At 38.0% G+C, this 21,119-nt stretch carries 24 protein-coding genes; 20 read left to right on the top strand and 4 right to left on the bottom strand.

The window, feature by feature from the left end; translation table 11 throughout:
• Nucleotides 1-65 precede the first annotated feature (65 nt).
• The 10 genes from ACINWC743_RS17525 (at nucleotide 66) to rdgB (ending at nucleotide 8,784) form a co-directional block, all read left to right on the top strand.
• Nucleotides 66-749 carry a Fe2+-dependent dioxygenase gene (locus ACINWC743_RS17525; protein WP_009586385.1) on the top strand — a complete coding sequence of 228 codons (684 nt, stop codon included), beginning with the start codon at nucleotides 66-68 and terminating at the stop codon, nucleotides 747-749.
• Between the two features lie 74 nt (nucleotides 750-823).
• Nucleotides 824-1,924 carry an alpha-hydroxy acid oxidase gene (locus ACINWC743_RS17530; protein WP_009586395.1) on the top strand — a complete coding sequence of 367 codons (1,101 nt, stop codon included), beginning with the start codon at nucleotides 824-826 and terminating at the stop codon, nucleotides 1,922-1,924.
• Between the two features lie 278 nt (nucleotides 1,925-2,202).
• Nucleotides 2,203-3,900, top strand: a complete 1,698-nt coding sequence (gene leuA / locus ACINWC743_RS17535) for a 2-isopropylmalate synthase (protein WP_009586386.1) — start codon at nucleotides 2,203-2,205, stop codon at nucleotides 3,898-3,900.
• Nucleotides 3,901-4,310: 410 nt separating this feature from the next.
• Complete coding sequence (gene metX / locus ACINWC743_RS17540) at nucleotides 4,311-5,471, top strand: homoserine O-succinyltransferase MetX (RefSeq protein WP_009586392.1); 1,161 nt, start codon at nucleotides 4,311-4,313, stop codon at nucleotides 5,469-5,471.
• Nucleotides 5,471-6,064 (top strand): methionine biosynthesis protein MetW, encoded by a 594-nt coding sequence (metW, locus tag ACINWC743_RS17545; RefSeq protein ID WP_004830182.1) that lies wholly within the window; start codon nucleotides 5,471-5,473, stop codon nucleotides 6,062-6,064. Before metX ends, metW begins: the two co-directional genes overlap by 1 nt.
• Nucleotides 6,061-6,657 (top strand): tetratricopeptide repeat protein, encoded by a 597-nt coding sequence (locus ACINWC743_RS17550; protein ID WP_009586388.1) that lies wholly within the window; start codon nucleotides 6,061-6,063, stop codon nucleotides 6,655-6,657. The genes metW and ACINWC743_RS17550 overlap by 4 nt, the downstream gene beginning before the upstream one ends.
• A 61-nt stretch (nucleotides 6,658-6,718) precedes the next feature.
• Nucleotides 6,719-7,096, top strand: coding sequence for a DUF4180 domain-containing protein (locus ACINWC743_RS17555; RefSeq protein WP_035301370.1), 378 nt, complete (start codon nucleotides 6,719-6,721; stop codon nucleotides 7,094-7,096).
• Nucleotides 7,097-7,187: 91 nt separating this feature from the next.
• Entirely contained in the window at nucleotides 7,188-7,595 is a 408-nt protein-coding gene (locus tag ACINWC743_RS17560) for a DUF4440 domain-containing protein (protein ID WP_009586399.1), read from the top strand.
• Nucleotides 7,592-8,086: a hypothetical protein gene (locus ACINWC743_RS17565; protein ID WP_009586397.1), complete on the top strand. Its 495-nt coding sequence runs from the start codon at nucleotides 7,592-7,594 to the stop codon at nucleotides 8,084-8,086. Before ACINWC743_RS17560 ends, ACINWC743_RS17565 begins: the two co-directional genes overlap by 4 nt.
• A 74-nt stretch (nucleotides 8,087-8,160) precedes the next feature.
• Entirely contained in the window at nucleotides 8,161-8,784 is a 624-nt protein-coding gene (gene rdgB / locus ACINWC743_RS17570; RefSeq protein WP_009586398.1) for an RdgB/HAM1 family non-canonical purine NTP pyrophosphatase, read from the top strand.
• 115 nt (nucleotides 8,785-8,899) lie between these two features.
• Here the strand turns inward: rdgB and ACINWC743_RS17575 are convergent, their stop codons facing one another.
• Nucleotides 8,900-9,781 carry a permease gene (locus tag ACINWC743_RS17575; RefSeq protein WP_035301371.1) on the bottom strand — a complete coding sequence of 294 codons (882 nt, stop codon included), beginning with the start codon at nucleotides 9,779-9,781 and terminating at the stop codon, nucleotides 8,900-8,902.
• A gap of 173 nt (nucleotides 9,782-9,954) precedes the next feature.
• Between ACINWC743_RS17575 and tatA the strand changes: the two genes are divergently transcribed.
• The 4 genes from tatA (at nucleotide 9,955) to ACINWC743_RS17595 (ending at nucleotide 14,008) form a co-directional block, all read left to right on the top strand.
• Entirely contained in the window at nucleotides 9,955-10,179 is a 225-nt protein-coding gene (tatA, locus tag ACINWC743_RS17580) for a Sec-independent protein translocase subunit TatA (RefSeq protein WP_004830191.1), read from the top strand.
• A 17-nt stretch (nucleotides 10,180-10,196) separates the two neighbouring features.
• Entirely contained in the window at nucleotides 10,197-10,664 is a 468-nt protein-coding gene (gene tatB, locus ACINWC743_RS17585; RefSeq protein ID WP_009586383.1) for a Sec-independent protein translocase protein TatB, read from the top strand.
• Nucleotides 10,661-11,443 carry a twin-arginine translocase subunit TatC gene (tatC, locus tag ACINWC743_RS17590; RefSeq protein WP_004830193.1) on the top strand — a complete coding sequence of 261 codons (783 nt, stop codon included), beginning with the start codon at nucleotides 10,661-10,663 and terminating at the stop codon, nucleotides 11,441-11,443. The genes tatB and tatC overlap by 4 nt, the downstream gene beginning before the upstream one ends.
• A 399-nt stretch (nucleotides 11,444-11,842) precedes the next feature.
• Entirely contained in the window at nucleotides 11,843-14,008 is a 2,166-nt protein-coding gene (locus ACINWC743_RS17595) for a PhoX family protein (protein ID WP_009586374.1), read from the top strand.
• Nucleotides 14,009-14,057: 49 nt separating this feature from the next.
• Here the strand turns inward: ACINWC743_RS17595 and ACINWC743_RS17600 are convergent, their stop codons facing one another.
• Nucleotides 14,058-14,840 carry an NRDE family protein gene (locus tag ACINWC743_RS17600; RefSeq protein ID WP_009586376.1) on the bottom strand — a complete coding sequence of 261 codons (783 nt, stop codon included), beginning with the start codon at nucleotides 14,838-14,840 and terminating at the stop codon, nucleotides 14,058-14,060.
• A gap of 94 nt (nucleotides 14,841-14,934) precedes the next feature.
• On the opposite strand from ACINWC743_RS17600, the gene lgt reads away from it, so the two are divergent.
• From lgt to ACINWC743_RS17615, 3 genes are all read left to right on the top strand, one after another.
• Entirely contained in the window at nucleotides 14,935-15,753 is an 819-nt protein-coding gene (gene lgt, locus ACINWC743_RS17605; RefSeq protein WP_009586400.1) for a prolipoprotein diacylglyceryl transferase, read from the top strand.
• A gap of 86 nt (nucleotides 15,754-15,839) precedes the next feature.
• Nucleotides 15,840-16,214, top strand: coding sequence for a hypothetical protein (locus ACINWC743_RS17610; protein WP_009586373.1), 375 nt, complete (start codon nucleotides 15,840-15,842; stop codon nucleotides 16,212-16,214).
• Between the two features lie 11 nt (nucleotides 16,215-16,225).
• Entirely contained in the window at nucleotides 16,226-16,597 is a 372-nt protein-coding gene (locus ACINWC743_RS17615) for a hypothetical protein (protein WP_009586378.1), read from the top strand.
• 94 nt (nucleotides 16,598-16,691) lie between these two features.
• On the opposite strand, the gene ACINWC743_RS17620 is transcribed toward ACINWC743_RS17615, so the two are convergent.
• Together ACINWC743_RS17620 and ACINWC743_RS17625 are read right to left on the bottom strand one after the other, a co-directional pair.
• Nucleotides 16,692-17,219, bottom strand: coding sequence for a hypothetical protein (locus tag ACINWC743_RS17620; protein WP_004830202.1), 528 nt, complete (start codon nucleotides 17,217-17,219; stop codon nucleotides 16,692-16,694).
• 403 nt (nucleotides 17,220-17,622) lie between these two features.
• On the bottom strand, nucleotides 17,623-18,420 hold the full coding sequence (locus tag ACINWC743_RS17625; protein ID WP_035301372.1) for a YwqG family protein: 798 nt from the start codon (nucleotides 18,418-18,420) through the stop codon (nucleotides 17,623-17,625).
• A gap of 169 nt (nucleotides 18,421-18,589) precedes the next feature.
• Between ACINWC743_RS17625 and thyA the strand changes: the two genes are divergently transcribed.
• The 3 genes from thyA (at nucleotide 18,590) to ACINWC743_RS17640 (ending at nucleotide 21,117) form a co-directional block, all read left to right on the top strand.
• On the top strand, nucleotides 18,590-19,432 hold the full coding sequence (gene thyA / locus ACINWC743_RS17630) for a thymidylate synthase (RefSeq protein WP_005033776.1): 843 nt from the start codon (nucleotides 18,590-18,592) through the stop codon (nucleotides 19,430-19,432).
• A gap of 79 nt (nucleotides 19,433-19,511) precedes the next feature.
• Complete coding sequence (locus ACINWC743_RS17635) at nucleotides 19,512-20,024, top strand: dihydrofolate reductase (protein ID WP_009586372.1); 513 nt, start codon at nucleotides 19,512-19,514, stop codon at nucleotides 20,022-20,024.
• Nucleotides 20,025-20,055: 31 nt separating this feature from the next.
• Nucleotides 20,056-21,117, top strand: a complete 1,062-nt coding sequence (locus tag ACINWC743_RS17640; protein WP_035301374.1) for a DUF4105 domain-containing protein — start codon at nucleotides 20,056-20,058, stop codon at nucleotides 21,115-21,117.
• Nucleotides 21,118-21,119 lie beyond the last annotated feature (2 nt).

Genomic DNA, 21,119 nt, shown 5'->3' on the forward strand with positions numbered 1-21,119 from the left:
ACAAACTATGTTAAAATTCAGCGTCTGATTGATCAGGCGCTGTTTCTTTTTTGGGGAAGAAAATCATGATTTTACACATTCCAAATTTACTCAATATGGATGAATTAAATCATTGTCGTCAAACACTTTCTCAAGCGGAATGGATTGATGGAAAAGTCACTACAGGCTATCAATCCGCACATTTAAAAAATAATTTACAGCTTGCACAGGACTGCAACGAAGCTGTTGAGCTTGGTCAAATCATTCAACATGCAGCGAATTCAAATCCTCTTTTTTTTAGTGCTGCCCTTCCAAAAACTTTTTTGCCCCCCCTGTTCAATTGCTATCAACACGGTGGAAACTTTGGCATGCATGTCGATAATGCGATTCGTCACCATCCTCAGTTAAATCAGTATCTAAGAACCGATGTATCTTGTACTGTTTTTCTGACCAATCTTGATGAATATGAAGGTGGAGAACTGGTTATTGAAGATACGTTCGGAACACAAGAAGTAAAACTCCCCGCAGGCGATGCGATTGTTTACCCTGCCACCAGCTTGCATCGTGTTAATCCTGTCACTGAAGGCGCTCGCATTGCCTCTTTCTTCTGGGTACAAAGTTTTGTTTCTTCGGATGCTCAACGGCGAATGTTGTTTGATCTTGATCAAAATATTCAAAAATTGACAATAGAACTTTCTGCAACACATGAGCAAGTAATTAGTCTAACTGGGATTTATCACAATCTATTGCGCGAATGGAGTGATTTATAAATTTAATTCACAGGTTATTTATACAGTAATTGATCAACCCTTTTGTGTAAATTTGGATAAATGAGAAATCATCCATGAATAAAAAAATCCTAAAACCTCTCACACAAATTCCCCCCCATTTACAGACTATTGCTGATTATGAAAAGCAGGCTGAACAGCATTTAGCTGAAAATACTTGGCACTACCTTCAAGGTGGGGCGATGGATGAACAAAGTGTCAGTGACAACTTAGAACAATTTAAAAAAATTCAACTCATCCCCAGATTACTGAATGACCTCACCCAAGGTTCAACGCAATGTAAAATTTTAGGCGAAGTATTCCCTCATCCGATATTTCTTGCACCCATTGGACATCAGCAATTGTTTCATCCAGACGGTGAGGCAGCAACAGCCCTAGCTGCTGAGGTCCTCGGAAGTAATATGCTACTGAGCACATTCACCAACACCGATATGCGTTTGATCAAGAAGGAAAATCCATTGAAGTGGTTTCAACTGTATTGGCAAGGAGATCGTGAAAAATCGTTGGCTTTGGTGCGTTTAGCAGAACAACAAAACTTTAAAGCAATTGTGATCACTGTGGACTCACCACATACAGGTATTCGTGATCGTGAACGTCGTGTGAATTTTCAATTGCCCGAAGGAATGCAACATCCACACACACCTACACATATTCCTCTGCCCGAAATCTCAGCAGATCAACATCCAGTTTTTCAGGGCTTAATGCAAATTGCACCGACATGGGCGGATATTGAGTTTATGATTGCTCAAACTTCTTTACCTGTGATTTTAAAAGGGGTTTTACATCCGCTTGATGCCCAAAAAGCTGTCGAAACTGGTGTAAAAGGACTGATCGTCTCCAATCATGGTGGACGTGTGCTCGATAGTGCCATTTCACCACTCAAAGCACTGAAACGAATTCGTAAGGTCGTACCGAATGACTTTCCCCTACTTTTAGATGGGGGGATTCGTCGTGGTACCGATGTTTTTAAAGCGTTGGCTTTAGGTGCAAATGCGGTGCTGATCGGGCGACCAGCAATCTACGGATTATCTGTTGCAGGTGCTTTAGGGGTTGCACATGTGCTTAAAATTTTAAAGGAAGAATTTGAAATTACCATGGCATTAATGGGAACAGCTCGCATAAATGAAATCAATCAAGAATATATTTTTCAAGATTAAGCCATTCAAAGGAATTTTTTCTCTCAACTGATATTTTTTATGCAAATTAAGGAAATTATTTCCAAGACAACTGTTTTAGAATTAATCTCAAGTTAAACCATTTGCAAGTCTTCAGTGTTTAAATTTATATCGTGATATCCACGTATAATTTTTTGAAATTTACAAGTATTTTCACCATAAAAATACTTGTAAATTGAACAGATAGACACAATCTATATCGGTAGTAAGTTGCCTTTACCCAAGAAGCGAGCAACGACAACTACACAAGGAGTTCCCTCATGATGTTGGCTGATCCAAGTAAAAAATACCGTCGCATGTACCAGCGTGTAGACTTGCCTGACCGTCAGTGGCCAAACAACGAAATCAATAAAGCGCCTATTTGGATGAGTACCGACCTCCGTGATGGTAACCAAGCAATTTTTGAACCGATGAACATTGAACAGAAATTCAAAATGTTCCAAATGTTGGTCAAAATTGGCTTTAAACATATTGAAATTGGTTTTCCTTCAGCATCTCAGATTGATTTTGATTTCACACGCAAATTGATTGAGGAAGGTCATATTCCAGATGACGTCTATATCGAAGTTTTAGTACAAGCTCGTGATCACTTGATTGCACGTACCTTTGAATCATTGCAAGGCGCTAAACGTGCTATTGTTCATATCTATAACGCAAACTCGCCAACCTTCCGTAAGAAAGTGTTGAATGTCGATGTGAATGGTGCCAAACAATTGGCAATCAATGCTGCAACCAAAGTTAAAGAATATGCTGCAAAGCAGCCTGAAACCGAATTCATTTTTCAATACAGCCCAGAATGCTTTACTGCGACTGAATTAGAAGTCGCAAAAGATGTCTGTGATGCCGTAACCGAAATTTGGGAAGCAACTCCGGATAATAAAGTTATTTTAAACTTGCCTGCGACTGTGGAAGTATCTGGTCCTCATGTCTACGCAGATCAAATTGAATGGATGCATCGTAATTTAGCCCGTCGTGATGGAGTGATCATTTCTGTACACTGCCACAATGACCGTGGATGTGGTATTGCTGCATCTGAGTTGGCAATCATGGCAGGTGCTGATCGTGTTGAAGGTTGTGTATTTGGAAACGGCGAACGTACAGGTAATGTTGACGTGGCTGCAATTGCCTTGAATATGTATACCCAAGGCGTGGCTTGCGAATTAGATTTTTCTAATATTAATGAAATTATCGCCACTATTGAAGAATGTACAGGTTTACCAGTCCATCCACGACACCCATATGCAGGCGATTTAGTCTTTACTGCATTCTCTGGCTCACACCAAGATGCAATTAAAAAAGGCTTTGAGTTCCAAAAAGACGAAGAAATTTGGGATATGCCTTATTTACCAATCGACCCTAAAGACTTAGGTCGTGATTATGATGCGGTTATCCGAGTCAACTCACAGTCAGGTAAAGGTGGTATTGCATACTTATTAGAATCAAACTACAACGTTGTATTACCACGTCGCTTGCAAATTGAATTCTCGCAAATTGTTCAGCAAGTTGCCGATGAAGAAGGTGTCGAAGTTTCAGCGCAGCAAATCTGGACTTTGTTTAAAGACACTTATGTTTCTGCAAAAGATGCTCATTATTCAGCGAAAAACTACAGACTTTCAGACGAAAATGGCAATCAGGTCATTGAGCTTGAGGTAGTCGTGAATGGAGAAAGTCAGCGTTTACGTGGTGAAGGCAATGGTCCAATTTCAGCGATTTTAAATGCACTTCAATTACCAATTGATGTCTTGAACTATGAAGAACGTAGTATCAGCTCTGGTGCACATGCCAAAGCCTTGGCATTAATTGAACTTCAAGTTCAAGGCACAGGTAAGTCAGCATTTGGTGCTGGTGTACATGACAACATTGTGACCTCATCTATTGAGGCAATAATTGCAGCGACCAATCGTTTAATTGATCAAGGGGTACTCAGCACAGATCAAGTGATCGCAGCTGCTGTATAAGCTATATCAATTAAATGACTTTAGAAGGGATACCCCTGAGTGGTATCCTTTCTTTTATCTATTGATATTGATTGATATTACACATCATGACGCAGGGATAAGTTAAAAGTGCTTTGACCATTCATTTGATCTAAATGCGATTTGGATCAACTCAATATCGATCAGCAACTATTCACAATATATGTTTTTTGATATTGTCATTAATTGTGCAATAAAATTTGAGCAAAATTAAAGTATTGGCTGAATGATCATCATTTAAGGCATTAAAACCTAGTGGTTAAACCTAGACTAAAGTCATGTGCAGTTGAAAAATGACTTTCGTATCATTCGTTTATTCGCAATAATGATGATGTCGTTGTGAGTAACATCAATTTATTCTGCTACCTAAAATATTAAGGTGAATATTTCCAGTGTCTTTTCCAGCTGATTCAGTGGGGCTTGTGACTCCACAAAAGTTTGAATTCGAAGAACCTTTAGAACTTGAATGTGGTCGAGTGCTGCCACGCTATGAAATCATGGTGGAAACGTATGGTGAGTTGAATGCTGACAAATCAAATGCGATTCTCATTTGTCATGCACTTTCAGGACATCATCATGCTGCTGGTTACCATCATGATGACGATAAAAAAGCTGGCTGGTGGGATGCATGTATTGGACCTGGAAAAGCCATTGATACCTCAAAATTCTTTGTGGTCGCCTTAAATAATATTGGTGGTTGTAGTGGTTCAACAGGACCGACATCACCTAACCCTGAAAATGAAAATCGCCCATATGGTCCTGACTTTCCTTTAGTGACTGTGCGTGACTGGGTAAAAACTCAAGCACTTCTCTCTGATCGTTTAGGAATCCAAGTTTGGTATTCAATTATTGGTGGCTCATTGGGTGGCATGCAAGCTTTACAATGGTCTGTTGATTATCCTGACCGTTTACAGAAATGCGTCATTATTGCCAGTGCACCTAAACTTTCAGCACAAAACATTGCATTTAACGAAGTCGCTCGTCAGTCTATTTTGTCTGATCCTGATTTTCACAATGGTCGTTATCTGGAATTAGATAGTTACCCAAAGCGTGGCTTAATTTTGGCGCGTATGGTTGGACACATTACCTATCTTTCAGAAGAAGCCATGAAACAGAAATTTGGTCGTGATTTAAAATCTGGCAAATTTATGTATGGTTTTGATGTAGAGTTCCAAGTCGAAAGCTATTTACGTTATCAGGGTGAACAATTCAGTCGTAACTTTGATGCCAATACTTATTTGATCATGACCAAAGCCTTGGATTATTTTGATCCTTCACGTGAGTACCAACAATCTTTAACCAAAGCTTTGTCCAATACCAAATGTCGCTTTTTAGTGGTGTCATTTACCACGGATTGGCGTTTTAGCCCAGAACGCTCTCAAGAAATCGTCAATGCCTTGATTACCAATCAAAAACCAGTGAGCTACTTAGATATTGATGCTGAACAGGGGCATGATTCTTTTCTGTTCCCAATCCCATTGTACGTCAAATCCTTACGTGCATTTTTAGGTGGTACTGAACACCTCAATTCAACACCTAAGGAGGCTTTGTAATGCGTATTGACCAACAATTGGCTGAAAAATGGATCAATCCTGGTGCAAGTGTGCTCGATTTAGGTTGTGGCGATGGTGAATTATTGTCACAAATGAGCAAAAAACAGCAAATTCATGCTTATGGATTAGAAATTGATCAAGAAAAGATTGCAATTGCGGTCAGCAAAGGGTTAAATATTATACAACAAGACTTAAACCTCGGTTTGGGACGCTTTGCTGACCAGTCTTTTGACTACGTCGTAATGGCACAAGCTTTGCAAGCTGTAGATGCACCTGATGTGCTTCTGCGCGATATGGTGCGTGTGGGGAAACAAGCAATTATTACGTTTCCTAATTTTGCGTATTGGAAGACACGTTCATTCCTTGCGCTGAAAGGAAAGATGCCTGTTTCTGATGCCTTACCGTATATGTGGTACAATACACCTAATATCCACTTATGCACTTTTCGCGATTTTGAAGCCTTATGTGCTGAAAATCAGATTCAAATTATTGATCGACTCGCTGTAAATGGGAACCAACAAGGGAGCTTTTTAAGTAAAGCTGTCCCAAATTTGTTCGGCGAAGTCGCTATTTATCGAGTGAGCGCTCTATGAAGAAATTATTATTAGGCAGTACATTATTTTTTGGGCTGCTCAGTATTCAAGCCCATGCGGACTATGTACCGCAGCAACAACAATCTGTTTCAGCGATGGCAGCTCAGTATGCACATATGAATGTTTCAGATTTACAAAAAGCAGCGAAAGCTGGACAACCAGCAGCACAATTTTATTTAGCAACACATTTCCAAGCCGGTACTGGTGGTGTATCTAAAGATCTTAAACAAGCATTTACATGGTTTAAAGCGGCAGCTGACCAAGGTATTTCTGCGGCTCAGTTAAATGTAGGTCGTATGTATGCTGACGGTTTAGGTGTTGCTAAAAATGAAACATTTGCACGTCAATACTTTGAAAAGGCAGCAAGCCACGGCGACAACCGTGCGAGCTTTAACCTTGCAGTCATGGAAGAGCAAAAGAAAAACTATATGGGTGCGTACCAATGGTATGAACTTTCTACACGCGATGGCATGTTAGACAATAAAGTGATCAATATGTCTCAAAGTAAAAAAACGGCTTTGGCTGCGAACTTAACTCAAGATCAAATTCGTACAGCAACACAACGTGCAGATCAATGGATTCAAGCTCAATAAGCTTGAAAATATTTTAAAGCACCTTCGGGTGCTTTTTTTATGCAACAACGAGTAGTTACAAATGACACATATGGTTCAACTTTTTCATAACACACGAATTTTAATTATTCCTCAAAATGAGGCTACAACGTATTCATTGCACAATATCAATGACCTGTTGAGTTTGGCATTTGCTGAAAATATAGAGCTGATTGCATTGCCTGTAACATCTTTAGAAAAGTGCTTTTTTCAATTGGAAAATAGAATTGCAGGCGAATTCATCCAAAAATTTGTCTATTATAAAATCCGTTTAGCCTTTGTAGGAAATATTGAAAAATATACCCGTAACAGTAAGGCACTCACAGATTTTGTTTATGAATCAAATCATGGAAAGGCATGCTGGTTTATAGAAAACTATGCTGAATTGGAACATAAGCTCAAACAAGAATTAAAAAACTAGTTTAAGTGGATAACACTTCGTGCATAACAAGGCTCATTTCAATCAGCACTGATTGTCAGACTTTTAAATATTTCAATAGGAGTTCAACATAATGCAAGAAACGCTCGCTCAATTAATCCAATTTGAATGCCAATTACATCATTCTGAGCGACGGAACCATAAAATATTGGATCAGCGCTTGCACCCCGATTTCAAAGAAATCACTAAATCAGGTCGGATCATAAAAAAAAGCCAAATGCTTGAAGCACTTTTAAATGATCTGGACACAGATATGATTCATGCACAAGACTTCGAACTACAGCAAATCTCTGCTCATAGTGCTTTGTTGACTTACCTCAGCTATCAAGTCGATACCAATACTCAAGTAAAATACAATTCAGCTTTACGTGCTTCGATCTGGGTAATGAATGATCAGCAAGTATGGCAAATGATTTTTCATCAAGGTACGCTTTTGCATTTGTCCGCTGAGTCAGATTCTTCTATACATGGAAAAATATGAATAAGAAAAAATATTATGCTTCTCATCGTCAAATGCTTCCACTGGCAATTTTTACTGGTATTTTTGCCTGCCCATTTTGGTACGCTACCCTACTCCTCATTATTGAACTGTTTGAATTTAAGAATGGTGTTAAAAGTCTTTATTTAATTTTTGTCATTGCATTATTGGCAAGTTTTTCATATTTCTTGAGTCGAAAAGCAGTTTTACTATTTAAAAATCAATCCCCTATTCTGGTTTTGACTCAGGATAAAATCCGAACCATCGAATTCAAAGGCAGAGGTGTCATTAAGAAAGAAGTTTTGTTGCAGGATATTGCTCAAATAGAACTCAAAAAAACATTCTTGGATCGTCATTATTATTTACGCTTGATCATGAAAGACCAAAGTATCCAAAAACTCAATCTGAGCTCAGGGCTGATGCGTAATGATGACATCGTTGAGCTTAAGCAAGCGCTAGACCATTACATCCCTCCTCGCGCAAAACAGCGCTAATCATCAAATTTAGCCACATTTTAATTCACAGATTCAGTTAAAATAGCATCATTTTAACTTTCTGAGTTTGGATCATGTCATCTAAAGATTGGTTATCCCAAGGAACTCTGGTACTTGCCAGTAATAATAAAGGCAAAATTGCTGAGTTTGAAAAACTGTTTGCTGAATTGGCTTTACCTGTTGACGTGATTCCTCAAGGTCAGTTGAATATCGAAGATGCGATTGAAGATGGCTTAAGCTTTATTGAAAATGCAATTATCAAAGCGCGTCATGCAAGCCGTATTTCAGGTAAACCCGCAATTGCAGATGATTCTGGGATTTGTGTTCCTGTATTAGGTGGTGCGCCAGGAATTTACTCAGCACGTTATGCAGGTGAACACGGCGATGATGCAGCAAATAATGCAAAACTACTTGAAAACCTCAAGCCGTTGCGAAAAGAGAATCAGGTGATCGAAGCCATGTTTGTCTGCGTATTAGCATTAGTTGAGCATGCGGATGATCCTTTACCACAGATTTTCCAAGGTATCTGGCAAGGTGAGGTGCTAGAACAAGCCCGTGGTGAAAATGGTTTTGGTTATGATCCACTGTTCTGGTTACCAGAGTTGGGGATTTCTAGTGCAGAAATGAGCAAACAAGACAAAAATAAAATAAGTCATCGTGGTCAAGCGATGCAATTATTTAAAGCCAGTTTGAAATAAAAATTACCTTTGAAAATTCCTCCCCTACTTTAAAATGAGGGAGGAATAAAATTTATAGATGCACAAAGAAATCATGAGGCTTTTCAAAGCCTTCCAAATTAACAAAAATAAAGAATTAGAATGATAAAAAATGAATCAACACACCATATAAGACACATATCACACAACTGACTATTGTTCCTGAAGCAATATACTTTGCTGAAATACCCGTTCCTTGATAGTGCGTTTCTAAAGCCACAATATTGGCGGCTGGAGGTAAACAAAATAGTAAGAACATCACACCGATATAGTCATGAATCTGCGGAACTGGTAAAAAGAAATACGCCAAGCTACATAAGATCATCCCACAAAACAGTTTCAGTATTGCCAGTCGAGTACTGATCAATAAGTCGTCCACATGCACTTTGGTTTTTCTTAACCACATCCCCAATACACACATCCCCGTAAAGCTCATACTCCACTTAGAGGCGTTATATATCCAATCTACCCATTGCTGGGTTTGAAAGTGTTGCACCTCAAAACAACGTAAAAGTCCTGCAATGATTAAAGCAATCACGGGCGGTGATTGAAGCACTTTTTTAAACAGTAATACTTTAGATTGAGGCGCTGAGCTTACAGAGGTCACAGCCCATGAGTTGCCAAAAATCGAAACACCGATATAAAGCGGAATCATGGCCATACTATGCTCAGCACCAAAAATTGCTAAAGCGATTGGAAAGCCTAACCATGCCATATTGGTATAACTAAAACATAGGGATGCCAAACGATCTTTCGAGCGTTTTAAGTAAACAAAGAAAAGGATAAAGCATGAGAAAAAGGCAAATAGAATTAAAGCAATACTGCCCGATTTATAAAAAACCATATTGTAGATGATGACAATCGGGATAAAGACACGTGCCAGCAATAAAGACATCATCGTCTTTAAATTCATTGAAAATTTGCTATTCGCCAGTATTAACCCACAAATAAATGACAGAACTGGAAATAACAAAGCCACAATATACCCCTTATTCTCAAATCATGATCATACTAGCACTTTCCAAAATCGATAGTGTTTAACATCGCAAAATATTTCAAAAATATTTTCTGTCTTTAAATTGAAATATTAATGTCACTTTTCTGTCACGGATAACTGTTGTTATAGCTCTAAATAAAATAGGAGTTAAAGCTATGGCTGGATTATCGATTTGGCACGTACTTATTTTTGCAATCGTGGTGATTTTACTATTTGGTACATCGAAACTGAAGAATTTAGGTAAAGACGTTGGCGGTGCAGTAAAAGATTTTAAGAAATCAATCAAAGATGAAGAAGCGACCCAAGCTTCAATCACTGAAACTCGTACATTAGAGCATCAAACGACCAATACTGATGTGAACTCTACTGTAAAACACTAATCGGTGAGGCGTAGATCATGTTAGATGTTGGATTTTCAGAACTGTTAGTTTTCGGGATCATTGCGCTTTTGGTATTGGGACCCGATAAGCTTCCTGAAGCTGCTCGTTTTGCTGCCAAATGGTACAGTAAATTTAAACGGGCGATCACAAGTGTCCAAAATGATATCGATCGTGAGTTACGTCTTTCTGAGTTTAGAGAGCAGATGCAGCAAGAGATGCAGAAGATTCAAGAACTTGAACAAAAAATGCAAGCTCAGATGCAAGAGCTACAACAACAAAAAATCGCGATAGAACAAGAAACCCATGCTGAACAGCTAGGTCAAAAAAATCTTTTAGCAACATACCATTACCATAAACTAGATACTCAGGTTCCTTCTATTTATATGTTAAATCATGGGTTAAATCAGCAAAGTTGCATGATGCCAGCTCCACAAATTGTTCCCATCGAGATGGTCTCAGCACCACAACTTAAGGTAGCCGTATGACGGATTCACTCGCGCCTCAGGTACAAGACAGCGCATCGACAGAACGTCCCCCTTTAGATGCAATGCCGATTACACAACATCTCATGGTGTTGCGTAAGCATCTATTTAAAATTGTGGGTGCATTGATTCTGATCTTTTTTTGTTTATTGCCATTTGCCAATAAAACCTATATTGCTCTATCAGAACCATTAAGAAAGCAATTGCCTGCAACATCAACCATGATTGCAACGGATGTCACTGCAACATTTATGGCACCATTTAAGTTGAATTTTTTTATTGCACTGATGCTCGCTATGCCCTTTATTATTTATCAACTTTGGGCATTTATTAAACCAGCACTGTACGAAAAAGAAAAGAATCTAGCATTTCCACTCTTATTTGGCAGCATTATTCTGTTTTATTCGGGTATCGCATTTGCTTATTTCGTTGCTTTACCCTCAATTTTACACTTTTTCATCAGCGTCTCTCCTGAAACAGTTGCACCGATGACGGATATTAATAGCTATCTAAGTTTCTGCTTAAAGCTGTTCTTGGTCTTTGGTCTAACCTTTGAAATTCCAATTATTACTTTAGTTTTGATTCTTATTGGCTTCGTAACCACGAAGACATTGGCTGAAAAACGTCGTTTTATTGTGGTCGGCTGCTTCTTTGTCTCGATGTTTATTACTCCACCAGACGCAATATCAATGATTATGTTAGCCATTCCAATGTGGATGTTATTTGAGCTCGGCTTGTTACTCGGTAAAATGATCGAAAAGCGCAAAACTGCAGATGTCTAAATCATAAAAATAAGAAAATATTCAACACTCAAATGGCTTTTAAAAGCCATTTTTTTATTCTTAAAATTTCTCTGACCATCTCCCCCTCAACAATCAAAAGATATATCACCTAATTTTTATTCTTAATATTTAAAATAATTTGATTAAAACTCAGTGAATATTAATATTTTACACCGAATAAATTCTCACTATTAAATATAGATCATAAATTTAATGTATAAATTAACAACAAATTACTCAACATTTATCTTTTTGTGACAGTTCTATTACCTTCTTAAATTAATATTAAATTTAACCAATATTAAATATAAAAGTAAGAGAGTTTACATATTAGTTCGCTATGTTTTTAAGCTGAATCAAAATCACATTTCATCTAAAGTTAAAGCCATAGGGAATCTTATGACAGACCTCACGCCATATCATGAAGATCAAGAGTTAGATAACAATACTTCGAATAACATTCATTTCCGTGACATTTTAGAACAACGGATTTCTCGTCGTAGTTTAATTACCAAAACAGCCAGTGGTGCAGCTGCATTAGCTTTAGCATCTAGCTTGACAGGTTGTAATGATGACGATGACAACCATTCAAATACAGATAGTTCGGTAAAAAAACCAGAAAAACTCAGCTTTACACCTGTTGCAAAAAATCTGAATGATATCGTTACTGTTCCAGCAGGCTACGAAGCTACAGTGCTTTATGCACTCGGAGATCCACTGACACAAAACCTTGCTGAATGGGATGACAACAACGTTCCTTCAGGCGTGAGTTTCACTGCACGATCAGGGGATTGTCATGATGGGATGAGCTATTTTGGTTTAAATTCCAGTACAGCTAAATATGATGCAAAAGCATCAAATAGTGGTTTACTGGTAATGAACCATGAATATATTAACCAAACTTTTTTACATCCTAAAGGTGCAACAAGAGTCAATGGTCGTCGTCCAGAAGATGAAGTTATTCGTGAAATGAACGCACACGGCGTATCCATTATCGAATTAAAAAAAGATGCAACTTCTCAAAAAGTAGATATTGTTAAAAGTTCACCATTCAATCGCCGTATTACCGCATCTACAGTGATGGATTTTGCGGGCATTGTTGCAGGTTCAGATTTAATTAAAACCAAATATTCACCGTCGGCAAAGCAAACACGCGGTACGCATAACAACTGTGGTAATGGTTATACACCATGGGGAACCTACCTCACCACAGAAGAAAACTTCATTGGTTATTTTGTACGTAACAAAGGGGATGATACAAAGCGGACTGCTTCAGAAATCATTGCACTCAATCGCTATGGCTTAAAAGATGGTGCAAGTTCTCGTTATGGCTGGGAAACGGCAATTGGTGCAATCGAAAGTCAAGATTTATATGATCGTTGGAATTCGTCTATTACCGCAGAGACTGCTGACAAAGATTATCGTAATAGCGCCAATACTTTTGGTTGGATCGTAGAAATTGACCCATTTGATAGTCGTTCAAACCCAGTAAAACGGACATCATTAGGTCGTTTTGCGCATGAGGATTGTCGTGCCAGTCGTTTAATCGAAGGTGAAAATTTGACTTTCTATATGGGCGATGATTCACGTGGCGAATACATTTATAAATTCGTATCGGATGCCAAATGGGATGCCAAAGATGTCAATGGCGGTTATCGCGCTGGTGATAAATATATGAACAGTGGCAAACTTTATGTAGCTCAGTTCAACAATGATGGTACGGGTAAATGGATTGAGTTGGCATATGGAAAAAATGGTTTAAATGATACCAATACGGTGTATCCATTTAAATCTCAAGCGGATGTCACAACATTTGCACGACTTGCTGGTGATGCCGTCAAAGCGACTAAAATGGATCGTCCAGAATGGGTTGCAGTAAATCCTGAAAATGGTGAGGTCTATGTCACGCTTACGAACAACTCAAATCGTGGTACAACACATGCTTTAGATGCCGCCAACCCAAGAAACTATAGTGATCCTGAAGGCGGTAAAGGCAACGTCAATGGTCATATTATCCGCTTCCATGAGAAAGATAATAAAACCACAGCAGAAAGCTTCACTTGGGATATTTATCTATTTGGTGCTGAAGCAAAAATGGCGAGCAACATTAACCTTTCTGCGTTGAATGATAATAATGATTTGTCTTCACCAGATGGCATGTGGTTTGACCCTCGTGGTGTTCTTTGGATTCAAACCGATGATGGTGCTTATACAGATACAACCAACTGTATGATGCTTGCCGCATTGCCAGGTAAAGTCGGTGATGGTGCAAAAGCAATTACCTCAGCGGGACAAGAAACCATTGTTGGCAAGCAAGTGACCGATGAGAATCTGCGTCGTTTCCTTACAGGTCCGAAACAATGTGAAATTACGGGTGTGACCATGACACCGGACTACAAAGCGATTTTCATCAATGTTCAACATCCTGGTGAAGACTCACCAAGCTTTGATAAACCTTCAAGTCACTGGCCTGCATCACAAAAGGATGCGAATAATAAAGTTGCTCGTCCACGTTCAGCAACTGTCGTGATCACACGCAAAGATGGTGGTGTGATTGCAGGTTAAATAAGTATTATGCTTTTAAAGCCATGCAGATTTAGTTTTGCATGGCTTTTTATCTTTCAATATTACACTTGATTTCGACCAGTTCCCCCAAATGCTCACCTTGTTGCGTTTTTTCAATCCAGTCCAGCTCAGAGAGACCAATTCTTAAAAAATTTGAACAACGTGTGCCATAGACTGGACTTTGTATAAATGTTGAAGACAATAACGCTTCCATCTCTGCATTGATCCCTGTATTTGGAAGTAAATCTGGAATAACTTTGCGCTCATCCTGCAAAATATCCCAAACTGCATGCTGTAAATCTGATTCAAGAATAGAAGTGACTTGTAGCATAGGTAAAAATTCTTGGGTAAATCGTTTACGCAAATGCTTAGTTTTCTCCCAATCATCAGACATCAATCCATTGGAAACCACAAATACGCCTTGCGATAAAACTTGTGGGGCTTCACCACGATTACTCATATACACAGCTTGATCTTGATCACCTACAAATAGATTAAAACCCGCATAGTCTCGCTGCCGTTGTTCAAGTGCTTGGGCAAAACGGATAGGTGTTTGCTCAGATTTTAAAAAATTTTGAACCAAATCTCCGCGCGTGGTGGGATAAGTCTGTTTATCTGCTCCATCGCGATAATTGGTCACAATCGCCCATCGCCCCTGTGGAGTAACGCCCATCCATGTTCCACCCGACTGTAAATCTTGTCCTGCAATTATTCCGTGTTCTGACCACTGTTGTAATTGAGTACTCGGACGATGATAGAATTCATCGCGATTGGAGATCAAACATACAGGTAAGTCATCTAAAACCTGCCAAGCCAACGCCACAATACACATAAAGCACATTCCATAAAGTTTACACATTGAATGTACAACATTTTTAATATCTTTCAGCTAAAATCTGTGCAAAATAGAAAATCAAGGATTAGGAATGCTCACCTACCCGAATATTGACCCGGTTGCAATATCACTGGGTCCAGTCAAAGTTCATTGGTATGGACTCATGTACCTTTTGGCATTTTTATGTGCCTGGGGACTTGCCAACTACCGTGCCAAACAGCGCGATCACTGGAATGCCGAAATGGTTTCCGATCTAGTATTCTATGGTGCACTTGGTGTCGTCTTGGGTGGTCGTATTGGCTATGTCTTATTCTATGAGTTTGATAAATTCTTAGCAGACCCAATCTGGCTTTTTAAAGTTTGGACAGGCGGTATGAGTTTCCATGGTGGATTCCTTGGGGTAATGATTGCCATGCTGTTATGGTGTCATAAGTATAAAAAGACTTGGTTTGAAACACTTGATTTTATTGCACCTTGTGTACCAACAGGCTTAATGTTTGGTCGTATTGGTAATTTTATTGGTGGTGAATTGTATGGACGTCAAGTCTCTGATCCTAACTTTGCCTTAGGGATGATTTTTCCAACTGACCCATTGCATTTAGTTCGCCATCCTTCACAAATTTATCAAGCATTATGTGAAGGTTTATTGCTGTTCCTTATTCTTTGGTTCTACAGTGCCAAACCTCGTCCACGTTATGCAGTTTCTGCAATCTTCTTAATGGGTTATGGTTGTGCGCGTTTCTTTATGGAATTTTTCCGCGAACCAGATGCAGATCAGGGCTATATTTTGTTTGGTTGGATGACCAAAGGTCAAATCCTTTCATTCCCTATGATTCTTATAGGTCTATGGATGATTTGGTATGCATATCAAAAGAAAATCTTTGATTGGGGAACACAAAAAAACACTTAAGCATTTCTGTTTAAGTTTTAAAAGGTGAAGCGATGCTTCACCTTTTTTATGCTAAATTAGAAAGGTCCAATTTTAATGAAATTACTATGCTTGAATTTTGGTTTGATCCTAAAGTCTCAATCACCAAGAAATTAATTTTCTTCATCTTATCCGCAATAGTCAGTATTGGATTATATTGCTATCAACCTTTAACTATCGATAATATTTTGCTTTTTGCTGGCACAGGACTTATTTTTTTGATCTGTCGTTACTGTAAAATTCATTTTGCTGCGAAAAATCCAACTGGATTATTCTATCGTTTATTAACATGGATTCCCTTAGCTTTGCTCTTGGTCTTGATTTTCAAAAATATGAATCAGGGTGAAATTTTAATTCCAGGCGCACAAGGCATCGGCTTTATGGTTTTGGCAGTATGTATTTTTTCCCCGTTGTCGTTACTTAATAAAAATACACCACAGTAAGTATCTAAATAATGTTAGATTTTTGGTATTCCTCACGTTGTACACGTGAAATTAAATTAATCAGCTCAGTTTTGACCTGTGCAATCATTTATTATTGCGCTTCAATTGAAAAGTTAAGCCCTATTTTCACAGTCGTGTGCTTATTATTGGGCGTATTGATTCATATTTTGTTCCAATTGCGCTTAAAACTTTCCACAACACACCCATATGCTCAGGGATTTAAAATTCTTTTTTCTATTTTCCCAATTTTCGCTTTGTTGCTGATTTTGTTTTTATTGCCGCCATCACATAAATTATGGATATCAATTCAAGCGGTGGGTTTTACTGCATTGGGTCTATTTATTGTATCGATCTATCAAAATCGTGCTAAACGATTTGAATAAGCCTGATCAAATCAAAAATACCCAATAAAAAAGCAGAGGAATGATTTCAAACTTGCTTCTGTATTGGGTATTTTGAGAAAAGTGGGCGAATCAACTAAGCTTCAAGACGATAATATTCATATGTCACATTGGGATCTTTATAAACATCATAACTACGTTGTCTGAAATCAGAAACCCATTGTGTACCTGTAAAGCCGGCGATATGCCCATAGCGATGACGGCTTGTACTGTTGATGATATAAATATCACCTTCTTGCGGATTATCAAAATCTGGGCGGATTTGTTTATAACCAATTTCTGTCAGGGTTGAACCCCAATCTGATGCTGCTACAGGATGATCAGAAAAACGGGCACCTGCTGACTCTAATGCAATCCGCACATATCTTGCACAACGATGTGCTGTAGTGCTTCGTGACATGCTAACGAGTTTTTCGGTGAATTTACCAATATCGATTAAACTTTCTTTCTTGAACGCTTCAGTTTGATTTTTAAAATTTTCAAAGGCTTTGCTTTTTAGGTATTCTTCTGGTCGAAAATTATTATTTTGATTTTCCGATCGAATCTGAATATGAACCGTGGGATTCACGTATTCATTCATATTAACATTGTGGTCGTAAATCATGTACTGTCCTCAAACTGCCCTTTTGAATTGATTCAAACCACCTTGTTTAAACCAATAACAACTTTTCACAAGCCATGAATACTAATCAGCAAATCTTAAAATGTAGACTTAAAACATGTAAAAAAATATGTAAGTGTTAATAAATCTCATTTGTGTGCTTTCAACTTACTGAAACTTTTGAGATTAGCTTAAAAACAGGCAAGGATTGTTTGATCAAAAAATAAGCACAAATAATTTTATTAGCCGTATTGGTAAAACTTTTTCTTAATTTAATCAATATATTAAACTGTCAATTTGGTCACATTTTTTTGTTTTTTTATTGGTGCTAAAACTAAATCATTAACATCGCTATATATCTCAAAGCTGATGCAAAACATCAGCTTGTTCGCTCACCAAAAAATACTTAATAACAATCCCAATTGTAAACAACTTTAGAAAAATCTCTCTTGGCGAGATCGTCGGGGTGGATAAAGAAATTACCTACTCCCGAATCACCCCACATGATATCTACTTCACCTGCATCATCTGTATCAATTTGCAGTAATAGCACATAGTCTTGAATCGACTCATTGTATTCACGTGGATCAGTTTGAGTAAAAAATGGGTACCCACCTAAACGATGCCCACTCGCTGAAATGACTTCGGTATATTCATCACAGAACTCCTCCTCATCATCTCGGTCATAAGGGTCTGTCACTTTTTCAGCAAAATCAAAGTTATTCATATCGATATAACTTTCAGATTTCTCAAACTGAATCGCGGCTTGACCTGCAATCGGGCTATAAATATCATCTCCATCAAAACTTGGAAAATTTGTTTGCAAATTTGCAGAATCATGTTCAACGCTGTCATGAAAGATGACTTTAAAACCATCTTGCTTTTGCTGATCATCAAAATCCATTCCATATAAGTCATCATGTGGATTGATAAAAAATTGCAAAATCCCAGATTGGGGATAAATATTATTTTCTGGTAATTCAGCAAAATTGATTTGCGCCAATAATTGTAAATTTTCGCCTTCTGAGCTTTGCGGATATTGCTGCGCTAAAGGTAAATAAGGATGTCCGCCAACTTTACTCTGCCAAATTTCTAAATGCTCAGCAGGCAGTAATGATATTTCGATGCTGTCTTTTTTAGTTGCCGAAATTTGTTGTTTATACGCTTGTAAAGCTGCTGGAAGTTCATTCAAATTTATACTCATTTTCAAATTCTCTAAATATTCGATTAAAGTCACAAACAGAAAAATATTCTTTGTTAAAAACAAAGCCAGATTAGTATAAACTCTGAGACTATTCGAAAGTATTACGAATGGGTAATGGTGCGACATAATCTGTCATTTGCACCATCCCCCTTCCCAAATTGGAACTTCTATGAAAGCGTATTTAGACCTTCTACAACATATCCTAGACAATGGCGGTGACAAAGGTGATCGTACAGGTACAGGTACTCGTTCTGTATTCGGTCATCAAATGCGTTTTGACTTGTCTAAGGGCTTCCCTTTACTTACCACTAAAAAAGTTCATTTCCGCTCAATCGTGATTGAATTATTGTGGTTCTTAAAAGGTGACACCAATGTTCAATATCTAAAAGACAATAAAGTGTCGATTTGGGATGAATGGTCTACTGCGGAACAAACTGCCCGTTTTGGTCGTCCTGAAGGTGAACTTGGTCCTGTTTATGGTCATCAATGGCGTAATTTTGGGGCAACTCAAAAAGAAAATGGTTTATTTGAAAATGATGGTTTTGATCAGATCAGTTGGTTAATTAATGAAATTAAGACCAATCCAAACTCGCGTCGCTTAATTGTATCAGGTTGGAATCCAAAAGAAGCAGGCAAAGTTGCTTTACCGCCATGTCACACTTTATTTCAGTTCTTCGTTCAAGATGGAAAACTGTCTTGCCAACTGTATCAACGTAGTGCTGATGTCTTCTTGGGTGTTCCTTTCAATATTGCCAGTTATGCATTACTGACTCATATGATTGCACAAGTTTGTGGTCTAGGCGTAGGAGACTTTGTTTGGACTGGTGGTGATACACATTTATATGTGAACCATTTTGAACAGGCAAAATTACAATTGACCCGTGAACCTTTGCCATTATGTCAGCTTAAACTTAACCCTGCGATTCAAGATATTTTTGATTTCAAATTTGAAGATATTGAAATTGTGGGTTATGAATCCCATGCTGCAATTAAAGCTCCAGTTGCTGTGTAATTTTTAATAATCCAATTTGTGATTTTGCTCCCTCTTTCAAGGAGGAAAATCATGGAATGGATGACGAAGTGGATTGAGTATGACATTTAAAAATTTTGAAATTGTTCATGTGGTTGCCATGGATCAACAACACTGCATTGGTAAAGCAAATGATCTTCCTTGGCATATCTCGGCAGACCTAAAACATTTCAAAGAAATTACCCAAGGTGGCGTGGTTGTCATGGGTCGTAAAACACTTGAATCAATGGGACGCGCACTACCAAAGCGTGTAAATTGGGTCATTACACGTGATTCAGATTGGCAGTTTGAGGGTGTAAAAACGGCCAACAGTATTGAATCTGCTTTGGAACAAGCCATTCCTGATGTTTTGGCTTCAGAAAAACCAACCAGCATCTTTATTATTGGTGGTGGTGAAATTTTCAAGCAAACGATTCATATTACAGATCGACTTGAACTGACTCATATTGATCTTGATGTTCAAGGTGATGCACATTATCCAGAAATTCCTCAAGAATTTAAGAAAGTCGCCAGCGAGTCACATGTTGACGACAAAACAGCTATTGCTTTTGAATTTGCAACATATAGAAAATAGCACTGAACTTTATTAATAAAAATAGCTGCTTATGGATAGCTTAAAAACGAAACCAATGCTACACAGATTAGGAATGGGTTTAATCCATTCCTTATTTAGCTTATTTGTTCTCATGACGAGTATTTGGTTTTGTCTTGCCATTTGGATTCAACAACCTTTAGGTCAAATCTTTAGCTATTTTATTATTATCCTATGGGCGATTTTTGCGCTGAGCATTCTTGGAATTTATTTCACCAAGAATCTATTTACTCGAAAAATTGACAGTTTGATTTATTTGGTTGCATTTCTTCTGAGCTTGGTTTGGTATTTTAATATCCCCGCTAAACAAGACCGTGAATGGAGTCCTGAAGTTTCCAGAATTTTTAGCTATGAAAAGCAAGGTCAACTGGTCACAATTCATAATGTTCGAAATTTCGATTGGCGCACAGCCGATCAATATGATGAGCGATGGGAAACACGAACGTATAATTTAGATGATATTACAGGTGTAAATATCATCACCTCATATTGGATGGGACCACAAATTGCGCATACCTTAGTGAGTTTTAATTTTTCAAATCAACGACCTTTAGTCTTCTCAATCGAAATTCGTAAAGAAAAAAATGAAAGTTTTTCTGCGATAGGTGGTTTCTTTAGACAGTTTGAGCTAAGCCTCATTGCCGCAGATGAAAAAGATATTGTCTATACACGAAGCAATATCCGAGGTGAACAAGTTTATTTTTTCCCTGTTCGATTACCAAAGGCTGAAAGCCAAGCATTATTTGAAGAATACTTATCTAAATCTGCAGATTTAGCCAAGCATCCAAAATGGTATAACACCCTAACCAGCAACTGCACAACTTTGGTTTTTGATATGGTTCAAGCTATTTCAGCTCAAAAACTTCCAACAGACTATCGTTTAATTGCTTCTGGATATTTACCCAATTATTTGTACGATCTAGGTGCTCTAAATCATCAGTGGTCTATGCATGAATGGTACGAAAAAGCCCATGTGAATCCAAGAACTGATGAATATGCACATTTTAAATATCAAAATAGTGCTAATTTTTCTAAGGTTCTCCGTTTAGGCTTACCAGAAGAATATGCGAAATAATA

Source organism: Acinetobacter sp. WC-743 (assembly GCF_000335555.1).
Lineage (GTDB): Bacteria > Pseudomonadota > Gammaproteobacteria > Pseudomonadales > Moraxellaceae > Acinetobacter > Acinetobacter bereziniae.